Source organism: Paractinoplanes bogorensis (assembly GCF_018829635.1).
Taxonomy (GTDB): Bacteria; Actinomycetota; Actinomycetes; order Mycobacteriales; family Micromonosporaceae; genus Actinoplanes; species Actinoplanes bogorensis.
In genome coordinates, this window is record NZ_JAHKKG010000001.1 from 340,587 (window position 1) to 360,540 (window position 19,954).

Consider the following 19,954-nt stretch of genomic DNA (forward strand, 5'->3'; position numbering starts at 1 on the left):
GAGAAGCAAGGGAGGCGAGAAGAGCCGGTGATCGACGAGACCCTCTTCGAGGCCGAAGAAAAGATGGAGAGCGCGGTCGAGCACGCCAAGGAGGAGTTCGCCGCGATCCGCACCGGGCGGGCCACCCCGGCGATGTTCTCCAAGATCGTGGTCGACTACTACGGCGCGCCGACGCCGATCACGCAGATGGCGTCGGTCGGTATCCCGGAGCCGCGCATGGTCATCGTGAAGCCGTACGACGCGTCTCAGCTGGGCGCGATCGAGCGGGCGATCCGTGACTCGGATCTCGGGGTCAACCCCAACAACGAGGGCACCCAGCTGCGGATCCACCTGCCGCAGATGACCGAGGAGCGCCGCCGCGACATGATCAAGGTCGCGCGGGGCAAGGCGGAGGAGGGGCGGGTCGCGATCCGCAACGTCCGCCGCAAGGCCAAGGAGTCGCTCGACCGCCTGGTCAAGGACGGCGAGGCGGGCGAGGACGAGGGCCGCCGCGCCGAGAAGGAGCTCGACGACACGACGCACAAGTACGTGTCCGTCGTCGACGAGCTCGTCAAGCACAAGGAAGCCGAGTTGCTCGAGGTCTGATGTCCTACCTCGATCCGCGGGCCGGGCAGAGCTCCGGCGACGACACGAGCGTCCCGGCGCCGTACGCCTATGGCGTGCCCGACACCGGGAATCCCCAGGCGGGGTTCCCGGCCGGGCCGGCGTGGCACGCGGGCGAGGATGTGCCGACCGGGCAGCTCCCTCTCGTCCCCACGACGGAGGAGAAGCCCCAACTGGGCCGCCGGCGGGCCAAGGGCCGGGCCGGTCGCAACCTGCCGGCCGCCATCGGGGTCGGCGTCGGCCTGGTCCTGCTGGTCCTCGGCTCCCTGGTCATCTGGCCGGACGCCTTCCTCGGCGTCATCGCGCTGGCCTCGGCCGTCGGTGTCTACGAGATGGTCCGGGCGCTGCGGGCCTCCGGCGCCGACGCCCCGCTGATCCCGCTGATCGCCGGCTCACTGCTGATGGTCGGCCTGGCCTGGCACGACGGCCCCGACGCGCTGTTGCTCGGCCTGCTGGTCACGGTGGCCGCCTCGGTGATCTGGCGGATCGCCGACGGCTTCGCCGCGTTCCGGCGCGACCTGGTGGCCAGCGTCCTCATCGCGATCTACGTCCCGTTCCTGCTCAGCTTCGGCGTGCTGCTCCAGCTGCCGGACGCGGACACCGACGGCCGCTGGCGGGTGCTGTGCACGCTGCTCGCGGTAGTGCTTTCCGACACAGGTGGCTACGCGGTCGGCGTCTTCTTCGGCAAGCACAAGATGGCGCCCTCGATCAGCCCCGGCAAGACCTGGGAGGGCTTCGCGGGCTCGGTCCTCTCGTCCGGGATCGGCAGCGCCCTGCTGCTCCACTTCCTGCTCGACATCCCCTGGTACTGGGGCCTGCTCTTCGGCGCCGTTCTCGCGGTCGTGGCCGTCGCCGGCGACCTGGCCGAGTCCATGCTCAAGCGTGATCTCGGCCTCAAGGACATGAGCAACCTGCTGCCCGGGCACGGCGGTCTCATGGACCGTCTCGACTCCATCCTGTTTGCGGTGCCCACGGCGTACCTGCTCTTCGCCCTGATCGCGGCGAACACGTGAACGGCACACACACAGGCGAGCGTGCGAGACTGGTTGGGCCATGACGATTCTTCCGGTCATCCCGACCAGCCTCGACCAGCCCGACGCGGTGGCCACCCGGCGCCGTCCGTCGATGCCCCCTCGCCACCTCGCCGATCTGAGTCTCGACGCCCGCAAGGAGGCCGTGGCCGCCCTCGGCGAGCCCGCCTTCCGGGCCAAGCAGATCTCGACCCACTACTTCGGCCGCCTCGTGCGCGACGCCGACGCGATGACGGATCTGCCCGCCGCGTCCCGCGCCCGGCTCACCGACGACCTGCTGCCCACCCTGCTCACGCCCGTACGCGAGATGGCCTGCGACGACGGCGCGACCCGCAAGACGCTGTGGCGGCTGCACGACGGCGCGCTGGTGGAAAGTGTCCTGATGGGCTACCCCGACCGGGTGACGGCGTGTGTGTCGAGCCAGGCCGGCTGTGGCATGGCGTGCCCGTTCTGCGCCACCGGTCAGCAGGGCCTGACCCGCAACCTCTCCATCGCCGAGATCGTCGACCAGGTGGTCTATCTCGCGGGCGTGGCCGCCTCGGGCGCCGTCACCGGATCGCCGCCCCGGCTGTCCCGGGTCGTCTTCATGGGTATGGGCGAGCCGCTGGCCAATTACCCCCGGGTCATCGAGGCCGTACGCCGGCTCACCTCCCCGGCTCCCGAGGGTCTCGGTCTTTCACAGCGGCACATCACCGTGTCGACCGTGGGTCTGGTGCCCGCCATCCACCGTTTGACGGCCGAAGACCTCAATGTGACCCTTGCGCTGTCCCTGCATGCCCCCGATGATGATCTGCGCGATGAGCTAGTGCCCGTCAATCAACGCTGGAAGGTGGCCGAGGTGCTCGATGCCGCGTTCGATTACGCGGCCCGGACCGGACGCCGGATCTCGATCGAATATGCCCTGATCAGGGACGTCAACGATCAGCCCTGGCGTGCCGACCTTCTCGGCAGGCTTTTGCGCGGCAAGCTGGCGCATGTGAATCTGATCCCGCTCAACCCGACACCGGGCAGCAAGTGGGATGCGAGTCCGAAACCGGTCGAGCGCGAGTTCGTCCGCCGGCTGGTCGAGGCCGGAATATCGACGACGGTCCGCGACACCCGGGGCCGGGAGATCGATGGCGCGTGCGGCCAGCTGGCCGCGGGTGAGCTTACGGAGGCGAGCGCTGGGGGCGCCGCCGCCGACGCGGAGGTGGCACAGTGACTGGGCGTAGGTCCCAGCAAGCGGAGTGGGAGACGTTGTGACGAGTCAGGGGCAACGTTTCCGGCGGCGTGCGCTGCGCCGCGGCTACAAGGTAGACGAGGTCGACGCCTTCCTCGACCGGGTCGAGGCCACCCTGGCCGGTGAGCAGGTGGGCCCGCCCGTCGGCGCCCAGGAGGTGCACGACGTGGTCTTCCGCGTGCGCTTCGGCGGCTACGACGAGTGGCAGGTCGACCTGCACCTCGACCGGGTCGAGCGTCAGCTGGCCGAGCTCGAGGACCGTGGAGGCCGGGGTGCCCCGCCGCCCGACCCGATGCGTGACTCGCTGCGCAGCGGCCTGACCGCGGCCAAGCCGGGCGGCCTCGGTGCCGCAATGAGCGGCGGTGGCATGAGCGGCGGTGGCATGGGCGGCCCCGGCATGGGTGGACAGGGCGGGGGCGGCCGGATGGCCCCGCCGACCGAGCGCCTGCCCGCTCCGCCGGTGCGCGACGACCGCTACCAGCAGCAGGCCCCGCAGCGCGGGCAGATGCAGCCCGACCCGTACGGCCGCTACGACGAGCCGACCGGGTACGGCCAGCCGCAGCAGCCCCAGTTGCCTCAGCGGCCCGCTCAGCAGCCGCCGCCGTCCGCCTACGACCGGGGTGACCCGCGCGACCCGCGTGGCTACGACCGCGGCGGGTACGACACGGGCAGCTTCGAGCAGCCGGGTGGCTTCGACGGGTTCGAGGCGGGCCGGCACGGCAAGGCCGACATGACCGCCGAGATCCGCATGCCGCAGCGCGAGCAGCAGGACCCGCGCGGTGGCTACGGTGGCCCGCCGATGAGCGGCCCGCCCATGGGCAACGCCCCGATGAGCGGCCCGCCGATGGGCTACGGCGAACCGCAGCCGCCCCAGCTGCCCCCGCCGATGGGCGAGCCGGGTGGCGAGCTCTACCGGGTCGACCAGTTGCGGCGCACGTTCCAGCCGCGGCGGTTCGGCAGTGGCTACGACCCGAGCCAGGTCGATCGCCTGTTCGAGGGCATCCTGCAGGCGATGACCGGGCGCGGGCCGATGCCCGTACCGGAAAATGATCTTGACATGCTGCAGTTCGGCCTGGTGCCCGGCGGCTACTTCGAGGCCGAGGTGGATGCCGCGTTGCGCGAGGTCAAAGACATCCTGACGCGACGCCGATAGCGAAAAGGGCCCGCCTAGGCGGGCCCTTACTCGTTGCGGAAGCTCTTACTGGTCTTCCGGCTTCAGTCCGTTGCGACGCAGCACGGCGTCGACGATCAGGGCCGCGACCAGGCCGACCGCGAACACGACGAGCCAGATGTTCTCGGTGTTGCCCTCGTGGTTGCCCCAGAAGAACAGCAGCATGATCGCGGCCGAGATGATCGCCGCCTTTCGCGCCCGCTTCCGGTTGCCCGGCTTGAGCTGGTCGGGGGCGTAGACCGGATCCGATTCGGCAGACACGCCTTTGTCCTTCCTCGAAGGTCTTTTCCCATGCGCGATCAGTCTCGCATGGCGGCTCCGCTCGCGGCCCACCAACCCGCACCCGGTACCTTCGATGCCGTCAGCTTCTCGGATCGAGGGAGTAGAACGGTGCGGATCACAGGCACTGGACACGCGAGCATGCGGATCGACACCGCCGCCGGCAGCATTCTGTGTGATCCGTGGGTCAATCCCGCCTATTTCGCCTCATGGTTCCCTTTCCCCGACAATTCGCTCCTGGATTGGGAAACCCTCGGCGACGTCGACTACCTCTACGTGTCGCACCTGCACCGCGACCACTTCGACGCCGAGCACCTCAAGCGCTTCATCAGCAAGAAGGCGACGGTGCTCCTGCCCGAGTATCCGACCAGCCAGCTCGAGGACGAGCTGCGCGAGCTGGGCTTCACCAGCTTCTTCAAGACGAAGTCGGACGAGGTGCACGAGCTCGACGGCGGCCTCAAGATCATGATCCAGGCGCTGATCAGCCCGACCGACGGCCCGATCGGCGACTCGTCGCTGTGGGTCGAGCACGACGGCGTACGGGTGCTCAATCAGAACGACGCCCGCCCGACCGATCTGACCCGCTTCAACGAGCTGGGCCACGTCCACGCGCACATGCTGCAGTTCTCCGGCGCGATCTGGTACCCGATGGTCTACGAGCTGCCCGAGGCGGCCAAGACCGCGTTCGGTAAGCAGAAGCGCGACCGCCAGTTCGACCGCACATGGCGCTACATCGACGACCTCAAGGCCGACCACGTCTTCCCGATCGCCGGCCCGCCGTGCTTCCTCGACGACACGCTCTGGCAGTTCAACGACATCTTCGGCGACGAGGGCAACATCTTCCCCGACCAGTCGGTCTTCATGTCGGAGTACGCCAAGGTCGGCGGCACCAACGGCGTGGTCCTGCTTCCCGGCTCCGTCTCGGATCTGTCCGATTCATCGATTTCCACGACGCACCCCACCGATGTCGACGAGTTCTTCGCCAACAAGGCCGCCCACCTCGAAGAGATGCGCGAGCGCAAGGCCCCGATCATCGCGGCCGAGAAGGCATCGTGGCGGCACCCCGAGATCGACGTGCTCGGCGCCATGAAAAAGCGCATCGAGCCCCTCCTCGAAGAGTCGATCTACATGGCCCAGGGCGTCGGCGGCCCGGTCCGCTTCGACCTGACCGACGGCTTCGGCCCCGACGGCGAGGTCGTCGAATCGATCGTGGTCGACTTCCCCGGCAAGCAGGTACGCCCCTACGCCGACGAAAAGGTGCGCTACCGCTTCAAGACCGGCCGCGCCCTGATCGAGCACCTGATCCACATCGACGAGGGCGACTGGGTCAACAGCCTGTTCCTGAGCTGCCGCTTCAGCGCGGCCCGCATCGGCCAGTACAACGAATACGTCTACGCGTTCTTCAAGTGCCTTTCCGAAGAGCGCCTGCAGTACGCCGAGGGCTGGTACGACGAGCACGAGAAGGCCGTCGAGGCCGAAGACACGGTGCTCGGCGACTGGACCGTCCAGCGCCGCTGCCCCCACCTGAAGGCCGACCTGAGCCGCTTCGGCATCGTCGACGGCAACACCCTCACCTGCCAGTTGCACGGCTGGAAGTTCGACCTGCCCAGCGGGCGCTGCCTGACCAGCGTGGGCCACAAGATCCGCGCCGAGAAGACCGAATCCTGAGAATCTTCATGTCCCGGCCGGGAGGGGCGTACAGACCGTCGCTCCCGCGGGGACCGCGCCGAGCCTCGCTGGCCGCTGGCGCGCCCAGAACGCGAGGCGCGTCACGGCGACGTGCGTGAGTGGTTGCGGTCAAACCCCGAACCCACAGGGGAGCGGATGGTTCTCGAGGGGCATTTCCAGTGGTGGCTCTACGGTGTGGGGCATTCCCAGCTCGTTCTGCACGCGCCCGCCGACGGAATCGCGACCAGCGTCCACTTCGAAGGCGTCCGGGCGGTGAAGCTGCGCACGTCCTACGTGGGGCTGACGATCCTGGAGGCGAGCGGGGACGACCGGATCCGCATGCTCGCGTACGCGAAGGTGCCGGAGAGGCTCTCGGACACCCACATCTGCCTCACGTTGCCCACTGAGGACGACGGTTTCGTCGTCTGTGGCCGGGCGACAGCGTTGTCAGGACGCCAAGCGCGCGCGCATTCCGGCTGGCGGTGGCCCGAGGAGGCCGCCGTGCTCGCGTCATGGAGCCGATGACGCGAGCGGCGACCGGTGCGGTTGTGGAGGGCTTTACGGCGTACGGGAAGAAGGGTCTCAGCGGCCCAGGTCACGCAGGATGCGCTGTGCCACGTTGTGGCCGGCGGCGCCGATGACACTCCCGGCCGGGTGGGCGCCGGCCGAGCCCGCGTAGAGGCCGTCGACGCCGGTGGCGTAGGGCATGCGCTCGTTGAAGGCCACCGTGTTGTCGACGTGGTGGATGTGGCCGCCGGTGATGCCGAAGTGGCGTTCGATGCCCGGTGGGGTGAGTGGCATCGTGTCGGCGATCAGGTCGCGGGTGCCGGGGGCGTAGCGCTCGCAGATGTCGAGGAGGCGGTCGACGTAGGCGGGAAGGGCCTCGTCCCACGTCGTGCCGGCCAGGTCGTAGGGGACTGACTGCACGAACAGGGCCGACGAGTGGTGGCCTTCCTCGTCCTGCAGGGACGGGTCGACCGTGGTGTGCAGGTACCACTCGATGGTCGGCTCGTCGGGCAAGCGGCCCGCCTGCACGTCGGCCCACATGGCGCGCAGCGCGGCCATGGGCGACTCGGAGGCCGAGCCGGGCAGCAGGTGGATCGTCGCGCCGAACGGGGACGGTGCCTCGGGCGGCAGGCAGGTGAACTGCGGCAGCCCGCGCAGGGCGAGGTTGAGTTTGAGGGTGGTGCCGGGGCGCTTCACGGCTTCCATGCGCGACGTCAAAGCCGCCGGGAGGGTCACCAGGGACATCAAGCGGTAAGGGTCGCAGGCGCCCAGCACGACGCCCGCGCTGATCGAGCGGCCGTCGGCCAGCACGACCCCGCTGGCGGCTCCGCCGTCGACCGGGATCGACGAGACCGCGGCGCCGGTGAAGATCTGGGCGCCCGCCGCCCGAGCCGCGTCGGCGAACGTGCGGGTGACCGTGCCCATGCCGCCCTGGGCGATCATCCAGGTGCCGTCGGAACCGGGCAGGCGGCACATGTTGTGGACGAGGAAGTTGTGGCCGGTGCCCGGGTCGTCGGGGCCGGCGTTGAGCCCGGAGAGGCCGTCGGTGACCGCGTACATGCTGACCAGCAGTTCGCTCTTGAAGCCGAACCGGGCCAGATAGTCGGCGACCGAACCGCGGACCAGGTCGATGAACGTGCTCTGCAGCTGTGGCCGGATGAACCGGTCGGCGGTCTCTTCGACGCTGCCGGGCTCCTGCAGCCAGGCCGGGGCCAGGTCGGCCCGCAGCGCGGCGATCTCGACCGCCAGCTGTTCGTCGGCGGCGGCGTCACGCGGGGAGAAGAACTGCTCGAGCTGCGCGCGGGTGGACGCGTGGTCACGCCCGAACAGCAGGTAGGGCGAGCCGGCCGGACCGGGCGTGGGCAGGAAGTAGTGCGGGTCGCGGCGCAGCACCGGGATGTCGACGTCGAGCGTGCGCATCAGCTCGGGCGGCATCAGGCCCAGAAGGTAGGAGCCGGTGGAGTGGCCGAGGCCGGGCACGCGGGGGAACGGATGCTCGGTGCGGGCGGCGCCGCCGATCACGTCGGTGGCCTCGAGCACGACGACGTCGAGGCCGGCGCGGGCGAGCAGGATCGCCGAGACGAGGCCGTTGTGGCCGGCGCCGATGATCACTACGTCGGACCGGGTGGGGAGTCCGGTGGCGGGGAGAGTGGTCATGACGCCTGAGCCTAGCGCGCGGAGAGTTCCCGCCGGGTCTGGAATGCGCTCGCGCTGCGGGTAGCGGCGTAACCGGCCAGAACGATCACGTGGAACAGGTAGAGCCAGAGGCCGACGGCGACCGTTCCGCCGATCGCGTCGAACCCGCCGAACGGCGCACCGAGGTCGATCGGGAGCGAGCAGAACAAAACGAAGCCGTGCAGGAAACCGGACAGGTTGGCGGCGGTGAACGACCCGACCAGTACGGTCGAGAGCCAGCGCGGGCGGCCCGGTGCCACGTAGCGGTAGACCCAGATCACCACCGGGGTCAGCACCAGCCAGGCGGCCAGGAAGGACAGGACCACCGCCAGTACGGCGTACCAGCCGCCCCGCAGCCACAGTCCGCTCGTCGACGGCAGCGCCAGGAACATCGCCAGCAGCAGGGCCGGTGCCGCCGCCATCAGGGGCAGCCAGAGCAGCCGTCCGCGCCAGCCGACCAGGGGCTCGCCGCCCGGCTCCTTGCGCTGCAGCGAGACGAAGGCACGGCGCAGCCCTTCGCCGTAGAGCGTGGCGGGCAACAGGCTGGCCAGCGCGAACAGGGGCGTCAGATGCAGCCCGGCGTCGATCAGGGCGGCCAGCGCGTGCGGCGCCCCGATCTGGTCGGGCAGCGCGGCGATGGTGCGCCCGGTGAGCCGGCGCACCCGGTCGGGTCCGGCGATCAGGCCGGTGATCCAGGTCGCGAGCAGGGCGATCGGCACCACGGCGATGCCGGCGTAGAAGGTGACGGCCGCCGCGTGCAGGGCCAGATCACGGCCCTGGATGGGCCGGAACGGCAAGCTCAGCGTCCGCACCCACCCCGTCATGCTGATCTTCATACCCAGTTGTCCACAGCCCGACCCGTCCGTCCTGGCGCGGCTCCGGAAAGATGGGCGCCATGCGTGACCTCGTTCTGCTCGGCTCGACCGGATCCATCGGCACCCAGGCCATCGACATCGTGCGCCGCAACCCCGACAAGTTCCGCGTGGTCGCCCTCGGCGCGGGCGGCGGCAACGTCCAGCTGCTGGCCGAGCAGGCCCTCGAGCTCGGCGTCGAGGCGGTCGGGGTGGCCCGGTCCTCCGTCGTGCAGGATCTGCAGCTCGCCTTCTACGCCGAGGCGCAGCGCCGCGGATGGGCCACCGGCGACTTCAAGCTCCCCAAGATCGTGGCCGGCCCCGACGCGATGACCGAGCTCGCCCGCCGGCCGTGCGACGTCGTGCTCAACGGGGTGGTCGGCAGCCTCGGCCTGGCGCCCACCCTGGCCGCGCTCGAGTCGGGCCGGATCCTCGCCCTGGCCAACAAGGAGTCGCTGGTCGCGGGCGGCCCGCTGGTGCGCCGCATCGCCAAGGAGGGGCAGATCGTCCCGGTCGACTCCGAGCACTCGGCGCTCGCCCAGTGCCTGCGCGGGGGCACTGCGGCCGAGGTACGCCGTCTCGTGCTGACTGCCAGCGGAGGCGCGTTCCGGGGCCGCCGCCGTGCGGAGCTGACGAACGTCACACCCGAGGACGCGCTCAAGCACCCGACGTGGGACATGGGCCCGGTCGTCACGATCAACACCGCCACGATGGTGAACAAGGGGCTCGAGGTGATCGAGGCGCACGAGTTGTTCGGCACCCCGTACGACGACATCGAGGTGATGGTGCACCCGCAGTCGGTCATCCACTCGATGGTCGAGTTCACCGACGGGTCGACGCTCACCCAGGCCAGCCCGCCCGACATGCGCCTGCCGATCGCGCTGGCCCTGGCCTGGCCCGAGCGGGTGCCGCAGGCCGCGCCCGCGGTCGACTGGCGTGAGGCACACAACTGGGAGCTGCGGCCGCTCGACGACGAGGCGTTCCCCGCCGTACGCCTGGCCAAGGACGCCGGTCGCGCCGGTCACTGCCGTCCGGCCATCTACAACGCCGCCAACGAGGAGTGTGTGGCCGCTTTCGTCGACGGTCGGCTACCTTTTCTGGGCATCGTCGACACGTTGGAGCGTGTGCTCGAGGCGGCACCCGAATTTGCCGAGCCGAGTACCGTCGAAGAAGTGCTCGCGGCCGAGGCTTGGGCGCGCACCCAGGCACAGCAAGAGATCGCTACTGCGGCAAAAGGAGCTTGATGCTGTACTGGCTGGGAGTGGTCGCGTTCGCGCTGGCCATCCTGATCTCGGTGAGCCTGCACGAGTTCGGCCACATGCTCACGGCCAAGGGCTTCGGCATGAAGGTCTCGCGATATTTCGTCGGCTTCGGCCCCACCATCTTCTCGTTCCAGCGCGGCGAGACCGAGTACGGCCTCAAGGCGATCCCGCTCGGCGGCTTCTGCAAGATCGTCGGCATGACGCCGCAGGACGACGACGTCGCCCCGGAGGACCAGCCCCGCGCGATGTGGCGGTTCCCGGTGTGGAAGCGCACGATCGTGATGTCGGCCGGCTCGATAACCCACTTCCTGCTGGCCGGTGTGGCCGCCTACTTCGCCGCGATCTCGATCGGCCTGCCCAACACGGCCTATCCGCAGACCGACGAGGCCACCCTGGCGCAGAAGCCGGTCATCACGATCACCGAGTGCACCTGGGTCAACCTGCCCACCACCCAGCAGGACTGCGTGCCCGGGCAGAACGGCGCGATCGCCGGCCCGGCCTACGCCGCCGGCCTGCGCGACGGTGACCTGGTCACCCAGGTCGGCACCACCCCGATCAGCAACTACGGCCAGCTCACCCAGGCGATCCGGGCGCTGCCCGCGGGCGTCGTCCCGTTCACCTACGAGCGCAACGGCACCACCGCCACCGCCCAGGTGACCCTGGTCGCGGCCCAGCGGGCGCCGGTCGCCGACTCCTCCGGCGCGACCACCACGGTGTCCGTGGCCGGCCTGGGCTGGGACCAGCGCAGCGTGCCCACGATGATCGAATACGGCCCGGTCGAGGCGGTCGGCGCGACCGGCAGCTACGGCTGGTTCCTGGTCGAGCGCACGTTCGAGGCGATGAAGCGGATCCCCGACAAGGTCCCCGCCCTCTGGCACTCGATCACCGGCAGCGAGCGTGACCCCGAGACCCCGATCAGCGTGGTCGGCGCGAGCCGGCTCGGTGGCGAGGCCATCGCCAACGGCGTACCCGAGCTGTTCCTGAACATCTTCATCTCGCTCAACGTCTTCATCGGCATCTTCAACCTGCTGCCGCTGCTGCCGTTGGACGGTGGTCACATCGCGATCGCCTGGTACGAACGCGTCCGGTCGTGGCTCTACGCTCGATTCAAGAAGCCCGACCCGGGCCGCGTCGACTACTACAAACTGATGCCTGTCACCTACGCAGTCATCCTGATTGGCGGTGCGTTCACCCTGTTGACCGTTACCGCCGACATCATCAACCCGATCACGATCTTCAAATAGGTGATGTGAAGTGACTGCGATCAGTCTCGGTATGCCGGCCGTTCCCCCGCCGCCGCTCGCGCCCCGCCGCCAGAGCCGGCAGATCATGGTGGGCAACGTGCCGGTCGGCGGCGGTGCCCCGGTCAGCGTGCAGTCGATGACGACCACGCTCACCTCCGACGTCAACAAGACGCTGCAGCAGATCGCCGAGCTCACCGCCTCGGGCTGCCAGATCGTCCGGGTCGCCGTCCCCTCGCAGGACGACGTCGAGGCGCTCCCCGCGATCGCCAAGAAGTCGCAGATCCCGGTGATCGCCGACATCCACTTCCAGCCGAAGTACGTGTTCGCCGCGATCGACGCCGGCTGCGCGGCCGTCCGGGTCAACCCGGGCAACATCCGCCAGTTCGACGACAAGGTCAAAGAGATCGCCAAGGCGGCCGGCGACGCCAAGGTGCCGATCCGGATCGGTGTCAACGCGGGCTCGCTCGACAAGCGCCTGCTACAGAAGTACGGCAAGGCCACGGCCGAGGCTCTGGTCGAGTCGGCGCTGTGGGAGTGCTCACTGTTCGAAGAGCACGGCTTCCGCGACATCAAGATCTCGGTCAAGCACAACGACCCGGTCGTCATGATCCGGGCCTACCGGCAGCTCGCCGAGCAGTGCGACTACCCGCTGCACCTCGGCGTCACCGAGGCCGGGCCGGCCTTCCAGGGCACGATCAAGAGCGCGGTCGCGTTCGGCGCGCTGCTGGCCGAGGGCATCGGCGACACGATCCGGGTGTCCCTGTCGGCCCCGCCGGTCGAAGAGATCAAGGTCGGCCAGCAGATCCTCGAGTCGCTGGGCCTGCGCGAGCGTGGTCTCGAGATCGTGTCGTGCCCGTCCTGCGGTCGTGCCCAGGTCGACGTCTACACGCTGGCCGAGCAGGTCACGGCCGGGCTCGAGGGCCTGCCGGTGCCGCTGCGGGTGGCCGTGATGGGCTGCGTCGTGAACGGGCCGGGCGAGGCGCGCGAGGCCGACCTCGGCGTGGCGTCGGGCAACGGCAAGGGCCAGATCTTCGTCAAGGGCCAGGTCATCAAGACGGTGCCCGAGTCGATCATCGTGGAGACGCTGATCGAGGAGGCCCTGCGCCTGGCCGACGAGATGGGCGCCGACCTGCCCGAGGAGCTGCGCGAAATGCTCCCCGGGGCGCAGGTCACGGTGCACTAGAAAAGGACAGTGGCGAACGAGCCGGCCGACACGAAGCCGCACCGAGCGTAGACGCGCCGGGCGGCGGCGTTGTAGTCGTTCACATAGAGGCTCACCGTAGGTGCCACGCGGCGTAACGCGTCGCGTGTCACCGACGCCATTGCCGGGGCGGCCAGGCCCCGCCCCCGGAACTCGGGGTCGACCCACACGCCCTGCACCTGCGTGGTGCGGTTGGTCGCGATGGCCAGCTCGGCCTTGAAGATCACCCGGTCGCCGACGAAGCGCGCGTACGCCCGCTTGCCCTTGACCAGCTCGACGATGCGCCGCCGATAGCCGCGCCCACCGTCGTCGAGCAGCGGCGACACCCCGACCTCTTCGGTGTACATCGCCACAGCGGCCGGGAACAGCGCGTCGACCTCGCTCGGCCGTACGAGCCGCACCTCGGGGTCGGGCGCGATCACCGGATCGCGGTCGGCCACCAGCAGCGGCTGATGCGGCCGCACGTCGCGGGCCCGCCCCCAGTGGCCGCCCAGCCTGTCCCACAGATCGAGGACGGCGTCGGAGCGCCCGATGATCGACGAGCAGATGCGCGGCTCGGAGCCCAGCAGTTCGGCGAACGCGGCCGTCGCGGCCGGCGTCGAGCACACCGGCACGAGATGGGCCCCCGACCAGATCAGCGACTCGACGCGGCGGCCCGGCCCGTAGCCGAAGATGCGCCCGTCGGAACGCCACCAGTTCAGGCCGTGCGCCGCCACCCGCTCGGCGATCTGCGCGCCGGCGTAGGGGTCGCGGTCGAGGACTCTCTCGACCTGCGCGCGCTCGGACTCACCGAGCTGGCGAATCGGCACCGTCAGCACAGCTATCACATTGCCAGATCCACGGCCGCACACACCCATCGCAGGGCCCTCCTCTAGAAGAAACCCTTGCGGACGATCTGTTGCCGATATATCGTCTAACTATCGACAACAGATCGGAGATAGTCATGAGGTACCAGCATCCCGGCCCGCACGGCTTCCGTCACCGCGGTTTCACCTTCCCTCCCGGCTTCCCCTTCGGCGGCCCCGGCGATTTCGGTCCCGGCGGTCCGTGGGGTGGCCCCGGCCAACGCGGCGGTCCTCGTCGCGGCGGGCGTGGCGGGCGGCCCAACGTGCGCACCGCCGTCCTGGCGCTGCTCCTCGAGCGGCCCATGCACGGCTACGAGATGATCCAGGAGCTCGACTCCCGGACCGGCGGCATCTGGCGACCGAGCCCCGGCTCGATCTACCCGACGCTGCAGCTGCTCGAGGACGAGGGGCTCATCGAGCCCGAGTCCGAGGGCAGTCGCAAGAGCTACCGGCTGACCGACAGCGGCCGGGCCGAGGCCGAGACCGCCGCCCAGAACCCCCCGTGGGGCAACATCGGCGACGACACGATGTCCCAGGTGCAGGATTTCCGCGACGCGGCGGTCGGCATCATGGGCGCGCTCAAGCAGGTCGGCTTCAACGGCACGCCGGAGCAGCGGCAGCGCGCGCTCGAGATCCTCAACGAGACCAAGCGCAAGCTCTACGCGATCCTCGCCGACAGCGAGTGAGGTTTTACTAGCCGGCTAGTTGGTCGGCCGCGAAAGGCGCACCCCGATGGTGGGTGCGCCTTTCGTGTCTCTTCCGCTTCTTTTCCCGTACGAGGAAGCCCGGTCAACAACCGCAAAAGACGGGTCCCCGCCGCTGCGCACGGCCTGGCTGCAACGAAAGGCCGCACGCGGCTTCCGGCTGTAGCGGCGGGCCGAGCTCAGGTGGCGCGCCCGGCTCGGGTGGGGTGCTCGGCTCGGGTGGGGTGCTCGGCTCGGGCGGGGTGCCCAGCTCGGGTGGGGTGCCCGGCTCGGGTGGGGTGCCCGGCTTGGGCGGGGTGCCCGGCTCGGGCGGGGTGCTCGGCTCGGGCGGGGTGCTCGGCTTTCAGAGCGGTCGGGCGAAGGCCAGCGGTGTCGAGGCGGGCGCGGCCTTCCAGGTGCCGAAGAGGACCGCACCCGGGTGGGAGACGCCGCGATCCAGGATGCGGGGGATCGTCAGCACCAGCTTGTCGGTCTCGATCACCGTCGGGTTGGCCGGGTCGACGTGGGTGATCGCGGTGACCGCGCGGGCCTCGGCGATCTCGTTGATCAGGCTGGTGGTCACGGTCATGCTCGGCTGGCGCGGCTCGAGGTGCCCGTCGGTCTCGATGTACTCCTGGGCCTGGCCGCTGCCGGTGAGCAGGGCCTGCGCCAGCGCCTCGGCATAGACGACGTCGCCCGTCCCGTCGTAGACCCACCGGCGGCCCAGCACCGAATGCTCGGTCGTGCCGACCAGCCACTCGTCGGCCCCCTCGACCGGAGCGCCCCGATAGGTCAGCGGCACCTGGTAGGTCGGCCCGGTCCCCGCGGTGACCAGCAGCGTCTCGATACCGACTTCACCCTCGGGATCGTCGAACCGATAGGACGCCACCCGCTCGACCGCGGCGCCGGCCGTGCCCTGATACCACGAGCGGCTCGGGAGCCACGCCGCCAGCAGTTCAACCTTGGTGGGACTCAAAGTCGCCTTGTGGATCAATGCCATGCGCCGCATCGTAGTTTCCCCATGCGCCCCACGGTCACCGGCAAACAGCCTGACAGTCTCGCCCCGACGCCCATTTCGCCCCGTGTCGACGGCTCAACGCCCTGATCAGCCCAAATGTCTAGCGCCCGAGGGAAGTCAACAGGGGCAGGATCGCGGCCGGATCGCCTGACTCCAGCGTCGGTGTGGGGAGCAGGGCCATCGCGGGGACGGTGATGCCCGCCGCCACGTAGGCCTCGACCTTGGCCCGGCACTCGTCGGCGGTGCCGTGGACGATCAGGTCGTCGACCACCTCGTCGGGGATCGCGGCCAGCGCGCCCTTGCGGTCGCCGGCCGACCAGGCCTGCCACATCGGGGCCAGCGTCTCGTCGCGGCCCAGCCAACGGTGGAAAGCGGCGTACGCGGGCACGGTCAGGTAGGCCGCGATCATGCGACGGCCGACCCGGCGGGCGTGGGCCGCGTCGTCGGTCGGGCAGACGAAGATGCGGGCCGCCACGTCGAAGTCCGGCTTGTCGGTCTTGACCTCGGCCAGAGCCGTGGTGACGTCGGCCGGGGACAGCCAGTTCAGGATCACGCCGTCGGCCTCGGCGGCGGCCAGCCGGAGCATGCCGGGGCGCAGCGCGGCCAGCAGCACCTGCGGCGGGACCGCCGGGGGCCGTTCGAGGCGGAAACGGCGTACGGGAAAAGTCTCGAACTGCTCGTCGACCAGCTCGCCGGCCAGTGCCGCCCGCAGGAAGCGCAGCATGTCGCGGCTGCGCTGGAACGGATCGGTGAAGTCGGCGGCGTTCCAGTCACCGACCACGACCGGCGAGGAAGCGCCGATGCCCAGCTGGAACCGGCCCGGAGCGGTCTCGGCGAGCGCGGCCGCGGTCATCGCCAGCAGGCCGGGCCCGCGGGTGAAGACCGGCGCGATGGCCGTGCCGAGCCGGAACTGCGGCGCCCACGCGGCGGCCAGCGTCAACGGGGTGAAGGCGTCGGAGCCGGCCACCTCCGAGGTCCACAGGTCGGTGAATCCGGCGTCGGCCAGCGCCGCGAAGACGCCTCTGTGCTCGGAGAGCGGGATGCCGCCCAGCGGAACGGTCATGCCCCATCGCATCGACATGACCACGATCCTGCCTTGGGCCCGGTAGTGAGGTCCACCACGGAGATGTCACATCGATCGGTGTCGGGGGTATGTTTTTGTACTGACCAGTCAGTCTAAGTTTGAGGAGCGGCCATGCCGGTGCTCATCGCCCGCGGGGCCGGGGTGCGCCGTCGCCGCGGGTGGCTCTTCCGCGATCTCGACGTCACGATCGAGCCGGGTGAGCTGGTCGCGATCGTCGGCCCGCCCGGCAGTGGCCGCACGACGGCGGCGCTGGCGCTGGCCCGGCGGTTCCGGCTCGCGGCCGGCCGCGTCGAGCTCACCGGGCGCGCGTCACTGGGCTACGTACCCGACGTCTCGGCGCCCGAGCCGGTCTTCACCGTCGCCGAACACGTCCGCGAACGGCTGGCTCTGCTCGGCCGTTCCCGCCGACGGTCGGTCCGGCTCCACGGCTTGGATCCGCAGAGGCAGGGTCAAGACCTTTCCCCGTACGAGAAACAGCTCCTCGGACTGGTTCTCGCCCAGCTCGCGGATCCCGCCGTGATCGCGCTGGACGGTTTCGACGACGGTCTGGATGCGCGGGAGCAGGAGTCGCTGTGGCAGTTGCTGACATCGCTGGCCGCCGGCGGAGTGGCCGTGATCGTGACCGCCCGCGAGGTGGACGGGTCCCGCTTCTCCACCGTGATCCGGCTGGGTGACTCCACTTCGGATGGTGCCGCTCCCGGCGAATCGGTCAACGTGGCGCCAGGCGAGGGCGATGTCGCGCAAGGAGTGCGCGGGGGTGTTGTCGCGGTGCCGGCCGCGATCGGAGACATGGGTGTCATCCCGGGGGCGGCTCGCGAAGACGGCGGCGCGACGTCGAGGGAGCCGGTTGACGCGGGAGTGCTCGACAAAGACCCGCCGATGGGCGGGGGAGCGGCCGACTCCGAGCGGAGCGGTGAACGGGCGAGCGCCGAAGTCGCCACGTTGCAGGTTGGCGGCGAGTCGGGAGCCGCGGACCCGGGATCGAACGGCGGGCACGTCGAGGTGGGACTCGCTCGGTCGGTGCCGGGGCGCGATCGGGTGAGCGCGGATGGCGTCGGCTCGGAGCCGAACGGCGACTGGGCGGACGCCGCCACAGGCATCCCGACGCTGAGCAGTGAGCGAGTGGGTGTGGAAGTGGTCGAGTCAGGCCCGGGTGGCGAGCGGGCGGATGCGAGAGCCGGTGAGCCGAGTCCGAACGGCGAGCGGCTCAGCGAGGAATTGTCCGGGTCGGCTGGCTCCGGGACGAGCGGCGCGTCGGAGGTCGCCGGCTCCGGGACGAGCGGCGCTTCCGAGGTTCCGAAAGTCGCTGGCTCCGAGGCGAGCAGCGCGTCTGAGGCTGCGGACATTGCCGGCTCCGGGACGAGCAGCGGGTCGGTGAGTGGGGAAGTCGCCGGCTCTGGTGCGGACAGCGAGTCGGGCGGCGGCGACGTGGTGGCTGGGGAAGAGCGGGTCGGGGAGGAAGAGCGATGAGCAATCTGTCCACATTGTCGTTGGCCGGGATGGAGCTGAAGCGGTTCCTGCGGGGTCGACTGACCCGGGCCGCGCTGGCCACGCTGGCGGTCATACCACTGCTCTACGGGGCGCTTTATCTGTACGCGTTCTGGGATCCGTACGGGCGGCTCAATCACATTCCGGCTGCTCTCGTGGTGGAGGACCGGGCGGCCACGGCCAGTGACGGCACGTCGGTGCATGCGGGGAAGGACCTGGCCGACGAATTGATCGACCGGGAAGTGTTCGACTGGCATGTGGTCGACGAAACCGCCGCCGAGAAGGGGCTGGCCGACGGCAGCTTCCAGATCTCGCTCCGGATTCCGGCCGGCTTCTCGACCGACCTGGTCAGCGGGCCCGATCAGAACCAGGCGGCCAAACAGGCACAGCTCATGGCGGTCAGTGACGACGCCACGAATTATCTGAGCGGGGTGTTCGCGCGGACCGCGTTCGACGAAGTGCGATCGGCCGCCGCCGCTAGTGCCTCGTCGGGATATTTCGACAAGATGCTGATCGGGTTCACCGATCTGAAGAAGCAGACCCAGGACGCCGCCGACGGCGCCGGAAAACTCGAGGACGGAGCGTCCAGTGCCGAGTCGGGGGCGAACCGGCTGTCGGGCGGGCTGGACGACGCCCGGAACGGCGCGGGACGCCTGACGAGCGGGCTCGGGACGGCCGCGACCGGGGCCGGTGACCTGGCCGACGGGCTGGCCCAGCTCAACGCGGGCGCGCGGCAGCTGGCCACCGGCACTCGGCAGGCGGCCGACGGCGGACGGCAGCTGGCGACGGCGGTGGACGCGGCCGCCGACAAGGCCGAGCCGCTGCTGCGGGACAACGCCGAACGCATCGCCGACGCCGCCACCCTGGTGGCCCGGGGCGCAGACACGCTCGCGGCCAACATCGGGGCGGTCGACCAGGCCGCCGATCAGGCGGTGCGTGATGCGCGGCAATTGAACGACTACCTGAACACGCTGCCCGACGACACCGAGGGGCTGGCCGACGCGAAGGCGATCGCCGGGCGACTGCTCAGTGCGGCTCAGAAGATTCAAGGCGCGTCCGATCTGTCGGAGCTACGGACCGAGTTGCGGCAGGTCGCGGCCACGGCCCGGCAGATCGCGGCGACCGCGCCGCACCTCGCCGACGACGTGCAGGCCGCCCGTACGCGGGTCGACCAGCTCGCGGCCGGACTCGACCGGCTCGCGACGGGAGCGGGACAACTCAGCACCGGCACCGCGCAGGCCCGGCAGGGCGCCCAGGATCTCGAGGGCGGCATCTATCGGCTGTCGTCCGGGGCGCGTCAGCTGTCCGGCGGACTGACCACTCTGGCCAGTGGCGGTCACCAGCTCGCGGACGGTCTCGGCGACCTGCAGGGCGGCGCCGAACGACTGGCCGGCGGACTGGCCGACGGCGCCGACCGGATCCCGGGCTACGGCGACGACCCGAGCGACCGGGCCGACGTGCTCGGCAACCCGGTGGCGCTGGACCGGGACGTCCGGCATCCGGCCGCCACGTACGGGGTCGGCTTCGCGCCGTACTTCCTGGCCCTGGCCCTGTGGGTGGGCGCGATGATCACGTTCATGGTGCTGAAGCCGCTGAACCGGCGCCATCTGGTCAGCGAGGCACCGACGTACCGGGTGGTGCTGGCCGGTCTGCTGCCCGCCGTCGCGGTCGGGCTGGTGCAGGCGACGCTGCTCTTCCTGGTCGTGCACTTCGGGCTCGGGCTCGACCCGGTGCGACCGTGGGCGACCTGGGGGCTGTTGATGCTGACCGCGGCCGTGTTCGCGGCGATCATGCAGTTGCTGGGGGCCGCGTTCGGTGCCCCGGGCCGCATCCTCGCCCTGGCGCTGCTGATGCTGCAGCTGACGTCGTCCGGCGGCACCTACCCGGTGCAGACCTCGCCGGGGTTCTTCCAGGCGATTCACCCGCTGCTTCCGATGACGTACGTGGTGCAGGCCGCGCGCCACGTCATCGACGGTGGGGCCTGGAGCACCGTCGGAACGGGGGTCGCGGTCCTCATCGCGTACGGGGGAACGGCCTTGATCTTGACCTTGGTCACCGCGTGGCGCAGCCGGCGACTGACCCCGAGCGACCTGCACCCCGCTCTCGTGCTCTGAAAGACTGGCGGC

At 70.2% G+C, this 19,954-nt stretch carries 18 protein-coding genes; 12 read left to right on the plus strand and 6 right to left on the minus strand.

The window, feature by feature from the left end; all coding sequences use genetic code 11:
• Positions 1-27: 27 nt before the first annotated feature.
• The 4 genes from frr to KOI35_RS01675 are packed head-to-tail and all read left to right on the plus strand — an operon-like array spanning position 28 to position 4,006.
• Positions 28-585, plus strand: a complete 558-nt coding sequence (gene frr, locus KOI35_RS01660; protein WP_215784182.1) for a ribosome recycling factor — start codon at positions 28-30, stop codon at positions 583-585.
• A complete protein-coding gene (locus KOI35_RS01665) occupies positions 585-1,616 on the plus strand; it encodes a phosphatidate cytidylyltransferase (protein WP_215784183.1) in 1,032 nt (343 codons plus the stop codon). The genes frr and KOI35_RS01665 overlap by 1 nt, the downstream gene beginning before the upstream one ends.
• 40 nt (positions 1,617-1,656) lie before the next feature.
• Entirely contained in the window at positions 1,657-2,835 is a 1,179-nt protein-coding gene (gene rlmN / locus KOI35_RS01670; RefSeq protein WP_215784184.1) for a dual-specificity RNA methyltransferase RlmN, read from the plus strand.
• Between the two features lie 37 nt (positions 2,836-2,872).
• A complete protein-coding gene (locus KOI35_RS01675; protein WP_215784185.1) occupies positions 2,873-4,006 on the plus strand; it encodes a DivIVA domain-containing protein in 1,134 nt (377 codons plus the stop codon).
• 45 nt (positions 4,007-4,051) lie between these two features.
• Here the strand turns inward: KOI35_RS01675 and KOI35_RS01680 are convergent, their stop codons facing one another.
• Entirely contained in the window at positions 4,052-4,285 is a 234-nt protein-coding gene (locus KOI35_RS01680) for a DUF2631 domain-containing protein (RefSeq protein ID WP_215784186.1), read from the minus strand.
• Positions 4,286-4,414: 129 nt separating this feature from the next.
• Between KOI35_RS01680 and KOI35_RS01685 the strand changes: the two genes are divergently transcribed.
• Together KOI35_RS01685 and KOI35_RS01690 are read left to right on the plus strand one after the other, a co-directional pair.
• Positions 4,415-5,971, plus strand: a complete 1,557-nt coding sequence (locus KOI35_RS01685) for a Rieske 2Fe-2S domain-containing protein (protein WP_215784187.1) — start codon at positions 4,415-4,417, stop codon at positions 5,969-5,971.
• 156 nt (positions 5,972-6,127) lie between these two features.
• On the plus strand, positions 6,128-6,496 hold the full coding sequence (locus KOI35_RS01690) for a hypothetical protein (protein WP_215784188.1): 369 nt from the start codon (positions 6,128-6,130) through the stop codon (positions 6,494-6,496).
• A gap of 57 nt (positions 6,497-6,553) precedes the next feature.
• Here the strand turns inward: KOI35_RS01690 and KOI35_RS01695 are convergent, their stop codons facing one another.
• Positions 6,554-8,134, minus strand: coding sequence for a phytoene desaturase family protein (locus KOI35_RS01695; RefSeq protein WP_215784189.1), 1,581 nt, complete (start codon positions 8,132-8,134; stop codon positions 6,554-6,556).
• 11 nt (positions 8,135-8,145) lie between these two features.
• The gene (locus KOI35_RS01700) at positions 8,146-8,976 is read right to left on the minus strand and encodes a YhjD/YihY/BrkB family envelope integrity protein (protein WP_246612356.1); all 831 of its coding nucleotides are present in this window, start codon (positions 8,974-8,976) and stop codon (positions 8,146-8,148) included.
• A gap of 62 nt (positions 8,977-9,038) precedes the next feature.
• On the opposite strand from KOI35_RS01700, the gene dxr reads away from it, so the two are divergent.
• The 3 genes from dxr to ispG are packed head-to-tail and all read left to right on the plus strand — an operon-like array spanning position 9,039 to position 12,692.
• Positions 9,039-10,247: a 1-deoxy-D-xylulose-5-phosphate reductoisomerase gene (gene dxr / locus KOI35_RS01705; RefSeq protein WP_215784191.1), complete on the plus strand. Its 1,209-nt coding sequence runs from the start codon at positions 9,039-9,041 to the stop codon at positions 10,245-10,247.
• On the plus strand, positions 10,247-11,509 hold the full coding sequence (locus KOI35_RS01710) for a M50 family metallopeptidase (RefSeq protein WP_215784192.1): 1,263 nt from the start codon (positions 10,247-10,249) through the stop codon (positions 11,507-11,509). The genes dxr and KOI35_RS01710 overlap by 1 nt, the downstream gene beginning before the upstream one ends.
• A gap of 10 nt (positions 11,510-11,519) precedes the next feature.
• The gene (gene ispG, locus KOI35_RS01715) at positions 11,520-12,692 is read left to right on the plus strand and encodes a flavodoxin-dependent (E)-4-hydroxy-3-methylbut-2-enyl-diphosphate synthase (protein ID WP_215784193.1); all 1,173 of its coding nucleotides are present in this window, start codon (positions 11,520-11,522) and stop codon (positions 12,690-12,692) included.
• Here ispG and KOI35_RS01720 read toward each other — a convergent pair.
• The gene (locus KOI35_RS01720) at positions 12,689-13,528 is read right to left on the minus strand and encodes a GNAT family N-acetyltransferase (RefSeq protein WP_215784194.1); all 840 of its coding nucleotides are present in this window, start codon (positions 13,526-13,528) and stop codon (positions 12,689-12,691) included. The genes ispG and KOI35_RS01720 overlap by 4 nt on opposite strands.
• Positions 13,529-13,653: 125 nt before the next feature.
• Between KOI35_RS01720 and KOI35_RS01725 the strand changes: the two genes are divergently transcribed.
• Positions 13,654-14,241 carry a PadR family transcriptional regulator gene (locus tag KOI35_RS01725; RefSeq protein WP_215784195.1) on the plus strand — a complete coding sequence of 196 codons (588 nt, stop codon included), beginning with the start codon at positions 13,654-13,656 and terminating at the stop codon, positions 14,239-14,241.
• A gap of 361 nt (positions 14,242-14,602) precedes the next feature.
• On the opposite strand, the gene KOI35_RS01730 is transcribed toward KOI35_RS01725, so the two are convergent.
• Both KOI35_RS01730 and KOI35_RS01735 read right to left on the minus strand, forming a co-directional pair.
• Positions 14,603-15,238: a CG0192-related protein gene (locus KOI35_RS01730; RefSeq protein ID WP_215784196.1), complete on the minus strand. Its 636-nt coding sequence runs from the start codon at positions 15,236-15,238 to the stop codon at positions 14,603-14,605.
• A gap of 118 nt (positions 15,239-15,356) precedes the next feature.
• Entirely contained in the window at positions 15,357-16,319 is a 963-nt protein-coding gene (locus KOI35_RS01735) for an LLM class F420-dependent oxidoreductase (protein WP_215784744.1), read from the minus strand.
• A gap of 132 nt (positions 16,320-16,451) precedes the next feature.
• Here KOI35_RS01735 and KOI35_RS01740 point away from each other — a divergent pair, with 132 nt between their 5' ends.
• A complete protein-coding gene (locus tag KOI35_RS01740; RefSeq protein WP_215784197.1) occupies positions 16,452-17,810 on the plus strand; it encodes an ABC transporter ATP-binding protein in 1,359 nt (452 codons plus the stop codon).
• Positions 17,807-19,942: a YhgE/Pip domain-containing protein gene (locus KOI35_RS01745; RefSeq protein WP_215784198.1), complete on the plus strand. Its 2,136-nt coding sequence runs from the start codon at positions 17,807-17,809 to the stop codon at positions 19,940-19,942. Before KOI35_RS01740 ends, KOI35_RS01745 begins: the two co-directional genes overlap by 4 nt.
• Positions 19,943-19,954 lie beyond the last annotated feature (12 nt).